Source organism: Azospirillum sp. RU38E, from assembly GCF_900188385.1.
Taxonomy (GTDB): domain Bacteria; phylum Pseudomonadota; class Alphaproteobacteria; order Azospirillales; family Azospirillaceae; genus Niveispirillum.
Genome location: NZ_FZOI01000014.1, coordinates 145797 through 160955, shown reverse-complemented (window position 1 = coordinate 160955; position 15159 = coordinate 145797). Strand labels below are relative to the sequence as shown.

At 64.2% G+C, this 15159-nt stretch carries 14 protein-coding genes and 1 pseudogene; 12 read left to right on the top strand and 3 right to left on the bottom strand.

Features of this window, described 5'->3' with window-relative positions:
- The 3 genes and pseudogenes from CHB97_RS26140 to CHB97_RS19745 all read left to right on the top strand — a co-directional run.
- Window positions 1-78 (top strand): annotated as a pseudogene (locus CHB97_RS26140) (IS5/IS1182 family transposase); the annotation flags it as partial.
- A gap of 109 nt (window positions 79-187) precedes the next feature.
- Entirely contained in the window at window positions 188-517 is a 330-nt protein-coding gene (locus tag CHB97_RS19750; protein ID WP_089289722.1) for a hypothetical protein, read from the top strand.
- Complete coding sequence (locus CHB97_RS19745) at window positions 504-1148, top strand: hypothetical protein (protein WP_089289721.1); 645 nt, start codon at window positions 504-506, stop codon at window positions 1146-1148. The genes CHB97_RS19750 and CHB97_RS19745 overlap by 14 nt, the downstream gene beginning before the upstream one ends.
- A gap of 217 nt (window positions 1149-1365) precedes the next feature.
- Here the strand turns inward: CHB97_RS19745 and CHB97_RS19740 are convergent, their stop codons facing one another.
- Window positions 1366-1644, bottom strand: a complete 279-nt coding sequence (locus tag CHB97_RS19740; RefSeq protein WP_089289735.1) for a DUF1778 domain-containing protein — start codon at window positions 1642-1644, stop codon at window positions 1366-1368.
- A gap of 78 nt (window positions 1645-1722) precedes the next feature.
- Here CHB97_RS19740 and CHB97_RS19735 point away from each other — a divergent pair, with 78 nt between their 5' ends.
- The 9 genes from CHB97_RS19735 (at window position 1723) to CHB97_RS19695 (ending at window position 11104) form a co-directional block, all read left to right on the top strand.
- Entirely contained in the window at window positions 1723-4395 is a 2673-nt protein-coding gene (locus CHB97_RS19735) for a phage tail tape measure C-terminal domain-containing protein (protein WP_089289720.1), read from the top strand.
- Window positions 4392-4988 (top strand): hypothetical protein, encoded by a 597-nt coding sequence (locus CHB97_RS19730; RefSeq protein WP_089289719.1) that lies wholly within the window; start codon window positions 4392-4394, stop codon window positions 4986-4988. Before CHB97_RS19735 ends, CHB97_RS19730 begins: the two co-directional genes overlap by 4 nt.
- Window positions 4985-5668: a hypothetical protein gene (locus CHB97_RS19725; protein ID WP_089289718.1), complete on the top strand. Its 684-nt coding sequence runs from the start codon at window positions 4985-4987 to the stop codon at window positions 5666-5668. Before CHB97_RS19730 ends, CHB97_RS19725 begins: the two co-directional genes overlap by 4 nt.
- A complete protein-coding gene (locus CHB97_RS19720; RefSeq protein ID WP_089289717.1) occupies window positions 5665-6234 on the top strand; it encodes a hypothetical protein in 570 nt (189 codons plus the stop codon). The genes CHB97_RS19725 and CHB97_RS19720 overlap by 4 nt, the downstream gene beginning before the upstream one ends.
- Window positions 6231-6650, top strand: coding sequence for a hypothetical protein (locus tag CHB97_RS19715; protein ID WP_089289716.1), 420 nt, complete (start codon window positions 6231-6233; stop codon window positions 6648-6650). The genes CHB97_RS19720 and CHB97_RS19715 overlap by 4 nt, the downstream gene beginning before the upstream one ends.
- Window positions 6650-8059, top strand: coding sequence for a phage tail protein (locus CHB97_RS19710; protein WP_089289715.1), 1410 nt, complete (start codon window positions 6650-6652; stop codon window positions 8057-8059). The genes CHB97_RS19715 and CHB97_RS19710 overlap by 1 nt, the downstream gene beginning before the upstream one ends.
- A 6-nt stretch (window positions 8060-8065) precedes the next feature.
- Window positions 8066-9223 (top strand): hypothetical protein, encoded by a 1158-nt coding sequence (locus CHB97_RS19705; protein WP_089289714.1) that lies wholly within the window; start codon window positions 8066-8068, stop codon window positions 9221-9223.
- 3 nt (window positions 9224-9226) lie between these two features.
- Window positions 9227-10654: a glycosyl hydrolase family 28-related protein gene (locus tag CHB97_RS19700; RefSeq protein WP_089289713.1), complete on the top strand. Its 1428-nt coding sequence runs from the start codon at window positions 9227-9229 to the stop codon at window positions 10652-10654.
- A gap of 159 nt (window positions 10655-10813) precedes the next feature.
- Window positions 10814-11104, top strand: a complete 291-nt coding sequence (locus CHB97_RS19695; RefSeq protein WP_089289712.1) for a hypothetical protein — start codon at window positions 10814-10816, stop codon at window positions 11102-11104.
- Here the strand turns inward: CHB97_RS19695 and CHB97_RS19690 are convergent, their stop codons facing one another.
- On the bottom strand, window positions 11105-12049 hold the full coding sequence (locus CHB97_RS19690; RefSeq protein ID WP_089289711.1) for a COG2958 family protein: 945 nt from the start codon (window positions 12047-12049) through the stop codon (window positions 11105-11107). It abuts the gene before it with no gap.
- 59 nt (window positions 12050-12108) lie between these two features.
- Window positions 12109-15150, bottom strand: coding sequence for a type I restriction endonuclease subunit R (locus tag CHB97_RS19685; RefSeq protein ID WP_089289710.1), 3042 nt, complete (start codon window positions 15148-15150; stop codon window positions 12109-12111).
- Between the last annotated feature and the right edge of the window lie 9 nt (window positions 15151-15159).

The window sequence follows — 15159 nt, the reverse complement described above, 5'->3', positions numbered from 1 at the left end:
GCCACCCGCTACGACAAAACAGATTGCAGCTACGCCGCAATGATAAACCTTACCGCAACCGTGCTGGTGATGCGATGAATGTCAACAGACCATAGTTATCCACAGGTTTCAGATTTTTCCCTTTTTTGTTGTCTCACCGCCGGGAATCCCACCTCATGATGACGGTTTTCCTGGTGGAGTTGGAAACATGAAGGTCTGTGCCGATTGCGTGGATGTCTGCATCAAGAGGCGTGGCAAGTCGAGCGCCACCCTGCCGCCAGATGATGGGACGGGGTGCATGGCGGCTGCCATTTCGGCCATGTCCAATCTACTGGTGTCGCAGGGGTTGATCTGTGTGGACCTTATGGACATGGAACAAGTGTTGCGTGGGGGCGGCACGGCACTGTTCGCCAGCGGTGAGGCGTCGGGCGAAGGACGGGCGAGCGCCGCCGCCGAACACGCCTTAGCCAAAATGAAGCGGCAGATCGCTGCATTGGCAATGGGCGCTGGTGTGGAGAGGCATCATGACTGCCATTGATTGGATGGAAACCTTCAAAAGATGCTTCGACCAACTGAAGGATAAGGATCGGCTGCCGAGGGCGATGAAGGCTGACGGTTGCCGCGAGAACTGGCTCCAGGCGGAACTCATGCTTCAAGCTGAGGATCAGGGGGTTGAGATATGGACCAACACGGAAAAGGTCGTAGGTGTCGATCCCCGAACCGGAAAGGCCCTGAGAGGCAAATATGATCTCTCCGCCTACTATGCCGAGGATCCGAACAAGGCGACCATGGTTGCCGAGGTCAAGATCATCGGTGCCTTTTTCAAGGATGCGGGGAAGTGCTTCACAGGCCACGCCCTTCCCAAGCCGAGCCACCCGTTTGCGCTCGGTGTGGATGGGCGCCGTCTGGTTACTGACGAGGAAATCGCCAAGGTAGGACCGAGGAACTGGAGCCTGTTCGGCGACGCGGCCCGATTGCGCCTGCATCCGGCAGTTGAGCGCTATCTCATCCTAGTATTGCTGCCTTTTGAAGATGAAAAGGCGACGGCAGCGAGGCGGGCGCTGCATGCGGCCATGCAGGCGGTTCGTTTCGCACCGGACCCGCACGATGAGGGCCAATATGATGACGAGAAAGGACGATTCATGGTTCGCATCTGGCGGATAAGGTAAGGGGCGGTCCTGTCGCTGTGCCCGCCTTGCGGAGGATAGTGGCGGCAACGGGAGGGCGCATCGGCGCTGATGGCGACAAAGCACTTGGCCCTGCCGCTTTCATGGTTCTGGCGGGGGAAGCGGCGCAGATAGTCGTTCAGCGCCGGAGTGCCGCAATCGAAGCCGACCCGGTCATGATGCCGGGCGATCGCCTCCTCATGCCAAATTGGTGGAGCCGTCACTTGTCGTTGCGCGCCAGCGCCCGCGCCGTCTCAAGCAGACGGGCGTTGGGTTGCGGCGGATTGTCCAACAGGTCAAGAACCCGCAAGCTGTCGCGCTCGCTCAACCGCAACCGCTCGGCACGGTCAATCGCTTCGCGGGCCGCCGGAAGGGCGCTGCGCAGAATGAAACCGGTCACGTCGGTATGCTCAAGGGCGGCGGCACGCGCCAGCATCGCCTTTTCCGCCGGGTCCACCCGCAATTCGATCCGCTCTGTCTCAGAGATTGTCCGTGCCATGATGCGGCCCTCCATGCTGCCCCTATATGCACTGAATGAAACCGTACCCGACAAGATCAATCCCGCCTCTGTCCAACCATGACCGACCGTACCATAGCCGTGCGCCTTGCCGCCATCGGCGGCGACCGGGTGCGGGCGGAGCTGCGCGAGGTTGGCACCACCGGCGAACGCGCCCTTCAGCGTATTGAACAGGCATCCCAGCCGGCATCGCGGGCGCTTCAGGCGGTTGATGCCGCTGCCGGTGAAGTCCGGGGTGAGGCGGAAGCCATGGCCGGGCGGCTGGGGCCGGCCGGTGCGGCGCTGGCCGCCCTGGGGCCGGTGGGGCTGGCGGCAGCGGCGGCCATGGGCGTGCTCTCCATCGGCATCACCGAGGGGCTGAAGGCCGCGGGCGAGGCCGAACAATCGCTGCGCCGTCTGGAGGCGGTGCTGAAAGCCACCGGCTATTCCGCCGGCCTGACGGGCGAACAGATCGCCGCCTTTGCCGATGGGCAGGAAGAAGCCACGCTTGCCAGCGCGGAGGCGGTGCAGGATGCAGCATCCGTGCTGGCCACCTTCCGTTCCGTGGCAGGCGAAAGCTTCACCCGCGCCTTGACCCTGGCCGGCGACATGGCGGCGGTGTTCGGCGGCGACCTGTCGTCGGCGGCCATGCAGCTTGGCAAGGCGCTGGAAGACCCTGTGGAAGGGTTGAGCGCGCTGAAGCGGGTTGGCGTCAGCTTCACCGGCAGTCAGGCGGAGGTGATCCGCAGCCTTGTGGAGACCGGTCAGGTGGCCGGTGCGCAACGGATCATCCTGGATGCGCTGGAACAACAGGTCGGCGGGGCAGCGGCTGCCGAGGCCGGTGGCGTCACCGGGGCGGCCAATCGCCTGTCCGATGCCTGGGGCAAGATGCTGGAGGAGATCGGCAAGACCCCAGCCGTCGCCGGGCCGGCGGAGGCCGTGCTGGACCTGCTGGCCAGGGCCGCCAATGGTTGGGCCAACATCCTCCAGGGCACGCCCATCGACCAACGTATCGTTGCCCTGAACCGCCAGCTGGTGGAAGCGCAGGATCGGGCGGCGGAGATCCAGGCCATCGTCGATGCCTCCAACGGTCGGTTCGGCCAACGCCGGCTGGCCGACGCCCGCGCCGATGTCGCCAGCCTGGAAACCGAACTCGACGCGCTGATCACCGAGGCCCGCCAGCAGGCCGACAAAGCCGATGCCGACCAGCGGCAGGCCGACGAAGGCCGCGCCCGCGCCGAGGCCGAAAGGCGGGCAGAGATCATTGCCGAGTGGCGTCGCAAGCTCGACGACGGGCTGGGTCAACTGGCCAATGATCCGGCGGAGCGCATCGCCCGCGTCAATGCCGAACTCGACCGCACCCGGCAGGCGCTGGAGGCCCTGCGCAGTCCTGACGGCAGCAATGCCGATGCTGTCAACAGCGCCCTGGCCAAGGCCGAGGAACTGGCGCGGCGGCGCATTACCCAGATTGAACAACCCGAGCGCGACCGGGCGGCCCGTGAGCAGGACGCGGAAACCAAGCGGCGACAGGCGGCGATGGATGCCATCGACGGCCAGATTGCCGCCCTGGCGCGGGAACGGGATGCGGTCGCCCTGTCGGCACGTGAGCGGGCCATCCAGACCGAATTGCTGCGCGCCGAAGAAACGGCCCGGCGTGGTGGTATCGCCCTGACTCAGGCGCAGCGGGAGGCGATCCGTGCGGAAGCCGGCGCCAACTACGATGCTGCCGCCGCGACGGCTGAGCGCAACCGGCTGATGGAGGAGGGAGCGCGGCTGACCGACAGCCTGCTCGACCCGACCGAACACTATCAGGCGGAACTGGCGCAGCTCCAGACCCTGCTGGATGCCGGCGTCCTCTCCTGGGAGACATACCAGCGGGCACTGGAACGGGCGGCAAAGGCCGATCCGGAGATGCAGAAACGCAACCGCCTGTTGGAACAGGGGGCGTGGCTGACCGAGCGGCTGCTGTCCCCGACGCAGGAATATGCCGCCGCTATCGCCATGTTGAACGATTTGCAGGCCGCCGGCGCCATCACCGCCGAAACCTGGGCGCTGGCCGAGGAGCAGGCGGCCGACCGGCTGCAGGCCGCCAGCCGTCGCTGGCAGGACGGTGCCATCCGGGGCCTGGAGGAATACGCCGATGCGGCCAGCAATGCCGCTGCCCAGGTTGAAGATGTGATCAGCAGCGCCTTTGGCCGGCTGGAAGACGCCCTGGTTGATCTGGTCACACGCCAGAAGCTGAGCATTGCCGACCTGCTGAATGCCATCGCGGCCGATTTCGCCCGAATGATGATCCGCATGTCCATCACCGCCCCGTTGGCCCAGGCGGCATCCAGCGCCCTGGCCGGGATCTTCCATGATGGCGGCATGGCGGGGGGTGCCGCACCGGCGCGGATGGTGTCGCCGGCGGCGTTCCTGGCAGCCCCACGCCTGCATAACGGCACCATGCCCTGGCTGGCAGCGGACGAAATCCCCGCCATCCTGCAACGCGGCGAAATCGTGCTGAACCGGGCGCAGTCCGCCGCCATGGTGGCGGGCGGCACCCGCAGCGACGTCGGGAGCGGCGGACCGGTCTATATGATCCAGGTCGATGCTCGGGGTGCCGACGATCCGGAAACAGTGACAGCGCGGGTTGAGGCGGCATTGGATCAGGCATTGGCCGTCCGCCTTCCGGGCGTGGTCAAGGCGGCCGCCAGCGTGGCCCGGTCGCAGGTTGCCGATGAATGGAGCCGCCGCGGAGGGCGTCTGGGGTGAGCGACCTTGTCTGGCCCCTGGATCTGCGGCCGGCCAGCCAGGAATTCTACATCCAGACGCTCAGCACCGTCTGGGCCAGCCCCTATACCGGGCAGAACCAGGTGCTGGAGCGTGATGGTGCCCGCTGGGTCAGTCGCCTGACCTTCCAGCGTGGCGATCCGGTGGCTCGGCAGGTCGATGCCCTGATCGCATCTCTGCGCGGTCCCGCCGGCACCGTGCTGGTGCCGGATTGGCGGACCCTGGCCGCGCGCGGGACGTGCGCGGGGGCACCGCAACTGGCGGGCGGCAGCGGACGCAGCCTGACCGTGACCGGCTTCGCCCCAGGGAGAACGGGCTTGCTGCTGCCCGGCGACCTGATCCAAACCTCGCCCGGTCGCGCCCATCTGGTCACCGGCACCGTCACGGCCGGCCCGGATGGCGGCGCCCTGGTACCGGTGGAACCGCGTCTGCGCGAACCGGTGGCGATCGGTCCGCTAGTCACCACGGCCTGCCGGGTGCGGATGCGCCTGTCCTCTGACGATGCCGGGCGCAACCCGACCCGCCCGCCGCGGCGTAGCGAATGGTCGCTGGAACTGTTCGAGGTGCTGGCATGATGCCGGACTGGCCAGCCGACATTCATCCCGTTGCTGTGGCCTTCTGGTTCCAGCCGGTGACGGTGCAGAGCGCCTCACCACTGACCCGCCAGACCCTGGTTCTGGAGCGGGAAGGTTCCCGTTGGGTGGCGGAGGTGACGGTGGATCTGTCGGGCGCTGATGCCGCCCGTTTCGGGGCGTGGCTGGCCGCCTGTCGCGGCCCCGTCGCCTCGTTCCGTGTGCCGCTCTGGCTGCATGACGGGGCCACCGGTTCGCTGCGGTCGATGGACGAGTATGCCGCCGCCATCGGTATCACCCGCTTCAGTGATGGCACCGACTTCGACGATGGTGCCGGCTTCATCGAGGGAACCGGCCAACCCCACATCACCGGCGGCGTCGCGGCACGGCTGGTCGTGGCCGGCTTTGCACCATGGGCAGAGGGGGTGTTGAGACCGGGCGATGCCATCTCCGTCCCAGCCGGCAGTGTGCATCTGCTGGTCCAGACCGGGCGCACCGACATTGCCGGCCGGATGATCGTCACCATCCGGCCCCCTCTGCGCAGCCCCATTGGCCGCGCGCCCCTGGCGACCGATGGGCTGACAGTGCGGATGCGGCTGGCGGACGACGAGGCCGGCCGGGGACGCACCCGCCCACCGGCCCGGACCCGTTGGACCCTGAACCTCGTGGAGGATCTGGCGTGACCCAACGCCTCAGCGCCACCCTGGCCGCAGAGACGGCGCAGCCGGTGGTACGCCCAGTGTTGATGGCCCTGTTCGACTTTGCCGGCGGTGCCGTGCGCGCCTGGTCAGGGGTTGGCGATCTGGTCTGGGAGGGACAGACCTGGGTTGGTGTTGGCAGCTTCGGCGCGGTCGGGCCGATCGAGGAAACCACGGAGGTGCGGGCGACGGGCGCGCGCTTCCAACTGTCCGGCGTGCCCTCCGGTCTGCTGAACGAGGTGGTTGGCGTCAGCGTCCAGGGCCGCCGGGCCCGGCTGTGGCTGGCTTTCATGGCGGAAGATTGGGGCGGCTTCATTGAGGTGCCGGTCTTGTTGTTCGATGGGCGGATGGACATGGTGGAGGTCACCGATGGTGGCCGCATCGCCACCATTGCCCTGGCCGCGGAAAACCGCCTGCGCGATCTGGAACGCCCCCGGTTGCGCCGCTACACCAGCCAGGACCAGCAGTCAGACTTTCCTGGCGATTTGGGCTTTGACTTCGTGCCCGAACTCCAGGAACTGGAAATCCGCTGGGGGGCACCCGCATCATGACCCGCTTGCCCGACTGGCCGGAACGGCTTGACCGGCTGGTGGAGGACGCGCGGCATCGCACCTTCGCCTGGGGGCGGTTCGACTGCTGCTTGTTTGCTGCCGATGCCGTGTCCGCTGTCACCGGCATCGATCCCGCTGCATCATTGCGCGGCGCCTACACCGACGCCTGCACGGCCGCCCGCCTGCTGGCGCGGATGGGAGGTCTGGACGCGACCGCTGCCAGCATTGCCCGCCATCACGGCTGGCCCGGGGTTCCCCCGGCATTCATTGGCAGGGGAGACGTCGCCCTGGTACGGCTGGAGGAGGACCGCCACGCACTCGCCGTCTGCCTCGGTGCCGCCCTGGTCCTGCCGACGCAACGCGGTCTGGCCGCCCGGGACCGCACCCATGCGCTGTCCGGTTGGAGGATCGGCTGATGCCCCCGGCCATCATTGCGGTCGGTGCCGCGGTGGCCGGTTCGGCGGCGGCTGCCGCTGTGGGGGGCGGGCTGATCGGGGCCCTGGTCGGGGCCACGGTCACGGTTGGCGTCTCCTATCTCGGCAACCGCGTCATCGGCACCCCGAAACCCAGCCAAACCATGCTGGATGCCGCTGGCCGCACCCAGATGCTGGTACAGCCGGTGACCAGCCATCGCATCGTCTATGGCGAGGTCCGCACGGGTGGCCCGCTGGTCTTTGCCCACACCCGCACTGATGGCGGCAGTAAGCTCGACATTCTGCATCTGGTCGTCGTCCATGCCGCGCACGAGGTGGAGAACCTGGGTACGGTCTGGTTCGGTGACACCGCCATCGCACTGGATGGCAGTGGGGCCGCCACTGCCGCACCCTGGGCCGGCAAGGTCCATGTCTGGAGCCATGCCGGCCATCCGGACCAGGGGGCCGATGGAGTGCTGGTGGCGGAAGCGGGCGGGCGCTGGACCCATAACCACCGGCTGCGCGGGCGGGCCTATACCCATCTGCGTCTGCGCTACGATCAGGAGGCGTTTGCCAGCGGCATTCCCAATCTCAGTCGGCTGGTGCGGGGCCGGAAACTCTGGGATCCGCGCGACGGTGCCACTCGCTGGTCGGCCAACGCCGCGCTATGCATCCTCGATTATCTGATGGCGCCCTGGGGGCTGGCCGCCGGCCCGGACGAGATTGACGTTGCCGGTTGGATCGCCCAGGCCAATATCTGCGACGAACAGGTCGCCACCCTGACCGGCAGTGAACCACGCTATAGCTGCAACGGCGTGCTCGATCTGGCCGGGCGACCGCTGGACAATCTGGAATCCCTGCTGACCACTTGTGCCGGCCGATTGAGCTTCACCGGTGGGAAGTGGCGGCTGGCGGTGGGAGCGTGGCAGCCGCCGACCGTCATCCTGGGGGAGAACGAGCTGCGGGCGCCGGTATCCTATCGCCCCTGGCGCTCACGGCGCGATCTGGTCAACATCGTGCGCGGGGCCTTCACCAGCCCGGCGCAAAACTGGCAGCCGACCGACTATCCGCCGGTGGCCGACGCCGCTTCCATCGCCTCCGATGATGGCGAGGCGGCACTGACCCTCGATCTGCCCTTCACCACCTCGCACACCATGGCCCAGCGCATCGCCCGCATCGCGCTGCGCCAGAACCGCCGACAGAAGAGCCTGGACTGGCCCGCCAATCTGGCAGGCCTGCGGCTGGCGGCAGGCTATCCGGTGGCGGTGTCGCTGGGGCGGCTTGGCCTGGCTGGCACGCCGTTTCGGGTCGAGACCTGGCGGCTGACCGAGGAGATGGGCGTCGATCTGGCGCTGGCCGAGGATGCCGCCGACGTTTACGCCCACGATCCCTCCTGGCTGAAACCCATGTAACCTCACATGCGCGATGCCCGCTTCATACTGCCCGGCGTTCGCGCCGCCCTGGACGGCAAGGCGCCGGCTGACCATAGCCACAGTCTTGACGATGTGACGGGACTGTCCACGGCGCTGAACGGCAAGGCACCGACCACCCACACCCACGCCCTGGCCGACCTGCCGGTGGCCGATCCAGGGGAGAGCAATCCCACAAAGCTGGTGCGTGCCGACGATCCCCGGCTGTCGGCAGGCAGTGGGGCTGGCGCATTGGCAGCCCAGCGCAATCTGGTGGTCAATGGCTGTGCCCGCGTTTCCCATCGCCCGGCAGCGGCGTTGGCGGCCACCTGGCAACCGGGGGAGGTTGACCTTTGGCAGGTCCGTGCCGATGGCAGCCCCAGTGCCGGCACGGTGAAGCGCGCCACCGGCGTGTTCAGCCTGTCGCCATCCAGTGCCGCCTGCCTGGTCCAGGGCGCTACCCTGGGCAGCGGTGGTGCCATCCATTGGCGCCTGCGTCTGGAGGCGGTGGATGCCTTGCGGTTACGTCACAGCCCGGCGGTGCTGTCGGCGCGCGCCTATCATGATTGCGGGCAGATCATCGGCTGGACCCTGACGCTGGCCCGTGCCGGCAGTCCGGACAGCTTCACCAGCGTCAGCACCATCGCCACGACCACCATCAGCGTCCCTCATGACAGCAATACCGACCTCGTCCTGGCCGTGCCCGACACGGGGGCCTGTGAGACCGGGTTGCAGATCACCATCACCGCTGCCTGTGGCGCCGTGTCCGGTCGCTGGTTCTATCTCGGTGCCATCCAGTTGGAAGCAGGAGACACCGCGACGGCACTCGACCTGCGCCCCATCGCCCTGGAGATGGCCCTGGTCCACCGCCAACTACGCCCCATCGCCACCGCCTTCGGTCGGGCCAATTCCGGCACCAACATCCAACTGACCGTCAACCATCCCGGTATGCGGGTGGCCCCCGCCTATCAGGTGACAGGGACGCTGACCATTACCGATATGGTGACTGCCAATTATACCCAAGCCTCCTCCGGCATCGGCAGCATCCATGAACGCACCGCCGATGGCGGTCGCTTTGATGTCAGTGGCTTTTCCGGTCTGACCAGTGGCACCCCGGTGGTGCTGACCAGCCTTGGCGGGCGGCTGATCGCCAGCGCGGAACTCTGAGCCATGGCATCCGCCATCGACGATGTGCTGATCCCCGGCCAGCCGGTGGATAAGCAGCGCCTGCGCGACTATCTGCGCGGCCGGGAGATCGCCGTCCCGCAGAGCTATGGCGGCATCCCCGATGGTGTTTCAGACTGTTCTGATGCCATCGACGCCGCACTCGCCGCCGCCCCCACCGTGCTGCTGGTACCGGGCACCTACCGCGTGTCCCGCCCGGTTGTGCTTGGCTACGGCCAGACCTTGATGGGGGTGGGGGAAAGCTCTGTCCTCCAGGCCCGTCCCGATCCATTCGACGGGGCGGCACCCATTTACAGCCAGATCGGCTGGAACGCGGTCGAGGTGGTGGATGGGTATGCGGCCATCCGCAATCTGCGCATTGTGGGCGGGGCCAGTGGCATCAAGCTGTTTGGCCGCGACGGACCCTGCGTCAAGACGGTGGTGGAGAATGTCTCGATCTGGGATGCGGTGATTGGCATTGTGCTGGACGGGTACGAAAGTCCTGACCGGCCCTGCTATTGGAACCACATCGCCCGCACCCTGGTCGCCCGCCCGCAACTGCATGGCGTGCTGCTGACCGTGGACTCCGCCGGCGACACGCCCAACGCCAACAAGTTCCACGACGTCCGGGTCTATTCCCTGGCAGCCCCCATGGCCGGTTGCGGGTTTTTCATCTCGGCCGGGCGCTTCAACAACAGCTTCGTCGACTGCGAGGCTAACCTGCATCCGGGGGCGGAGGCATGTTTCCGGCTCGGCTTTGCCACCGACCAGAACCTGATCGTCAACTTCTATGCCGAGAGCCTGGGCCCGGTCCCCGGAATCCGCATCGACGGCGGTTCCCAGAACACGGCCATCCTGAACCTGTTCTCCGCCACCGGTGGGGCGCCGATCTGGGACACCACCGAGGCCGGCCGCTACACCGCCTTCAACGCTGGCCATCCGGTGAAGAACCACCTGAAGCGCACGGAACTGACCGAGGCGCGCATCGGGCGGCTGGAACTGGAGACCGCCTTCACCGAGGGCATGGCCAGTCTCACCCTCGACCCGGCGCGGACCATCCACCTGATCAGCGCCTGGACCGGACCGGTCACCGCCGAACTGCCCGATCCGCATCCGCTGAACGGTGTGGTGCTGGTGGTCAAGAAGAGCGACAGCGGCCCTCACGCCGTGACGGTCACCCAGGCCGGTGGCGGTGGCCCCGACGCTGACCCGGTCCGGCTCGGCCGGCCCGGTGATCATGTGGTCGTCGTCTCCAACGGTGCCGCCTGGCACATCATCGCCGCCCGCTATGACCGGCCCGCCGCTGTTTGGCCCAACCCATCCGGCACCGCCTTCACCCGCAGCCTGAACGCCGATGGCTCCACCTTGGAAGACGTGCGCGCCGTGCTGCGCGCCCTGATCCTGGACCTGAAGAATGCCGGGATCCTGTCCTGACCAATCTCATCAGGCGACCATAAGAGGGACGACGGCTCCAGTAGGTTCTCAGCGTGGCAGGAAATAAATAAAGCTCGAATAGACCAATCAAATCTACTTGATGGATTTCTGAATAAGAGCGTTCATGTCTGCGTTAAATTATTAAACACGGAGGGTAAGATGAGCGTGAGGTTCAAAAAGAAAAATGTTGAAGATGTATTCGGAGAAAATATTTCCGTAAATGAGACGGGTACGTTGACGGAAATCGCTATTTACGCCGTCGACCAGATCGCCCCCACGCTGGCCCGCTCCGCCCAATTTGATCTTTCCGATTTCTATGCAGCCGAGGCCCGCGGCATTGCCGGTTTCACGCTGGCATTAAGCCGTCAGACCATAAATGGCATGGTCATGTGGACCGCAGAGTTTGCCCGTGGCGAGCAGAACTTGCGGGTGCTGCTGACGATCGGCTGATCAATCGGTGAGGACGGGCACTGCGTCCCAATCCCGCACACGCGGATCACCGGTTTGATGAAACTGGCGGACAAGTTTGACGAACTCCAGGAAGTCCTTGTTTTCCTTAGCCAAGCGATTGCAATTCGCCCAATCCACTGAGGCCCGTTCACGGGCGGGGATCAAAATCTGGCTTTCGGCCGGGTTCTGCGGTGTGATCTGGATGAGGCCGATTCCGTGCAATGAGAAGAGCATACGCAGCTCTTTCATCGTTTCGGTTCCCTCAATTTCGGCAACGGCAAGATAGCCGAGATTAGCCCAGGACGAATTTGACACAGCCTGAAAAAAGGCCTCCCGCACATTCGACCTGTTGAGCAACAGCTTCACCTCGAACGACCATAGCTTGACCTTCTGGTCGGCATATTCACTGACAGCCCCCTTGATCTCCGGGTGCCAGTCCGCTGTCAGGTCTTCCATCCCCACAATATCGGGGTAAAGCCACTTGTTGCCGCCGGGGCCCTGCCGGTTGGAGGCCCGTTTCTCGTCGATCCGTTTTGAATAAACGCCATGCTCTGACAGCAAAAACTGCGACAAAAGCGGATAAAGATCGACCTCCCGCAGGGGCGGGGTTGCCAAGGCTGCTGCTGGCATCGTGCTGATTTGTTCTGCCTCGGCGACCTCTTGGGTGTCTGGTTTCTCCGTCCAGTAGAATAGGCGGGGTCGCCCTTCCGTTGTTTTGACCTGCGGAAATTTTCTTTGAAAATCGGGCCGTTTAGAACCGATCTCGGCGACAAGCTGCTGGATCAGGTCGGTGTCGGTTTCAATTTTGACACTCTTGGCCTTCTTGGCCTGACATTCCGCGGGATGGGCTTCGAAGATGGCTTCCGCAATCTGCCTGGCGGAGAAGCGGCGCTCCGGGTTTGTCCGCAAAAGCTCCACAGTCAGCTTTGATAAGTTAAGCGCCATCTCGAAAAATCCCGTTTATCCGTCACGTCAACCCAACTGCCCGCCGGCTGGCACCGCCATCAGGCGGCGTTCCAGGCGGGAGGGCCTTGTTTGAGCACTTTTTCGATACTCTGGCTCCAGGCGGCCTTGAAGGCGGGGTCTGATGCATACAGCTTGTAAAGCTCCAGCTCTTCCTTCCGGCGCTTCAGCATCACGTCTTGCAGGATCCGCTCCAAAGCCAGTTCCCGATTATAGGGATCGGCATTTTCCGCATATTTTTCAGTATAGTCCGGATGTGCCCGGATAGAGTTGATCACATTGATAAACTTCACCCGTTGTTCTTCCGGTGTGGCACTCCACCCCTGGAACCAGCGCTCATTGAAACTGCGGATGATCTCGTCCAGCTCGTCGCGTTCCGGCTCCCCGTCCCGGTAGCCGCGCGGATTGGGGTTCTGCGGGTCAAGTTCCGTTGGTGCGGCGTCCAGGTCGATCGTGTGGTTGAGCTTGGTCCGCTCCAGCCCATAGGACGACAAATCGACTGATTCCAGCAGCTCGTCGAGCATATCCTGGTCAGGATCCAGGATATTGAGCTTCGGGACCAGGAACTTCAGGAACCAGAACAGCTTTTCCCAATCGATCACTTCAAATGGCATGATCGATGCCATTTGGCCGTAGATTTTTACGAACTGCCGCGCCTTGATCTTGAAGTCGATCTTGTCCTTTTCCGGCAATCCCAGTTCTTCGTTAAACCGGTCTGCGGCGGCGTCGATCAGCGGGCTGAGCGTCTGGGCATCTTCTCTCGCGAAATAGCGGATGACGAATTCCTCCACCTCTTGCCATTCATAAACCCCCACCTCGTCCAACGACCCTTTCAGTTCGTGCAGAACATTGACATCTGTGGCCGCGGACAGCGTGGTGACGGTATAGAACGGGTCGAAGGCGGCCTTGATGTCGGCCACATCATTGAAAAAATCGAGGATGAACAGATCCTCTGTCCGTTTGCCCAGCTTCGGGGCCGAGCGGTTAAGGCGCGACAGGGCCTGAACCGCCAGAACATGCTGCAGCTTCTTGTCGACATACATGGTGGTCAGCTTGGGCTGGTCGAACCCGGTCAGGTATTTATTGGCCACTACCAGCAGCCGGTATTCCTCCTTGTCGAACTGGTCCCGCGTTTCTGTTTCGGGAAAGCCGTTCAACTCGGCTTCGGTATAGGGATGGCCATCGACCTCCTTTTCCCCGGAAAAGGCGATCAGCGCCTTGAATGGATGGCCCAGCCCCGCCAACAACCGGCTGATCGCCTTGTAATACCGGATCGCGGATTCGATATTCTGCGTAACGATCATCCCCTTGGCCTTGCCGCGCAGCTTCTTGGGCGTCACGACCTGCTCGATAAAATGGTCGAGCATGATTTCGGCTTTGGTATTGATCGTCTGCTGGCTGCGTTCAACATAGGCCCGCAGCTTCTTCTGCGCCTTCTTGGTGTCGAACAGCGGGTTATCCGTGATGGATTTCTGGATCTCGTAATAGCTTTTATAGGTGGTGTAATTCGCCAGCACGTTCAGGATGAAGCCTTCCTCGATGGCCTGCTTCATGCTGTACAGGTGGAAAGGTTTGAAGCTGCCATCGGGCTGACGCTCGCCGAATTTCTCCAGCGTCGTGTTCTTCGGCGTGGCGGTGAAGGCGAAGTAGGAGGCATTGCCCCGCATCTTGCGGGACTGCATCGCCGCCAGGATACGGTCCTGCGGATCCTCGTCCTCCGGTTCCGCGTCACCGGCCCCCATGGCGCGGTTCATATTGTCGTGGGCGCTGCCGCTCTGGCCGCTATGCGCCTCGTCGATGATCACGGCGAACCGCTTGTCGCTCAGGTCGGCGATACCCTCAATGATGAAGGGGAATTTCTGGATCGTCGTGATGATGATCTTCTTGCCATTCTCCAGCGCCGCTTTCAGGTCGGCGGCGCGCAGGGCGGGTGCGACGATGTTCTTGACCTCGGAGAAATCCTTGATGTTTTCCCGCAACTGCTTGTCCAGCAACCGCCGGTCGGTGACGACGATGACACTGTCGAACAAGGGCTGATCCAGCCCCTTCGCCCCAGGAATGGCCGCCGCCGCCGGATAGGTCTCAATCAACTGATACGCGGTCCAGGTGATGGAGTTGGATTTGCCCGAACCCGCCGAATGCTGGATCAGATAGCTATGCCCAACCCCCGTGCTGGCGGCATGGGACAGCAGGCGGCGCACGACCTCCAACTGGTGATAGCGCGGGAAGATCATTGATTTCTTGGCCAGCGGGTCGGCCGGCTTGCCCTCCAGCAGCACAAAATGCTGGATGATGCCGGCCAAGCTTTCCTTGCTGAACACCTCTTCCCACAGATAGGCGGTTTTGTGGCCATTGGGGTTGGGCGGGTTGCCCTCGCCCTCATTATGGCCCTTGTTGAAGGGCAGGAAGAAGGTTGCGGCACCGTCCAGCTTGGTGGTCATGAACACCTCGTCGGTGTCCACCGCCATATGCACCAGGGCGCGGCCGAATTGCAGCAAGGGCTGGCTGGTGTCACGGCCATCCCGATATTGTTTTTGCCCGTGATAGCGGGCGGTCTGGCCGGTCCAGGGGTTTTTCAGCTCGATGGTGATCAACGGCAACCCGTTGACGAACAACACCATGTCAATTTCTTCGCCCGGATTGCTGCGCGAATAGCGCACCTGCCGGGTGACGCTGAAGATATTGGCGGCGAAATTCTCATGCACCCTGGCGGCGGAACTGGCCAGGGGGGCCGGGTACAGCAGGGTGAAAAAGGCGTCATCGACGGCCAGACCCTTTTTCAGCAGGTGCAGCACCCCGTGCCGTTTGATCAGCCGGTCAAACCGTTCCAGGATCTTGCGCTGCCAATCGCCGGGATTGCGGTCGCGCAGCTTGGCCAGCGCCGTGCCCTGGGTGGTTTCCAGGAATTCCCAGAACAGCCGCGTGTCCAGCGCATAATCCGCATTGAAATCACCGGGAAGACCCAGGCGGAAGGGACCATGGCCAGCGGGGGCGGGCTGGCCGGCCAGATCTTCAACCGTCAGGCCCGTCAGGTGACGCTGGATCGCCTGTTCCAGTGCGACTTCCTTGGTATTGCTGACCATGATGTCCCC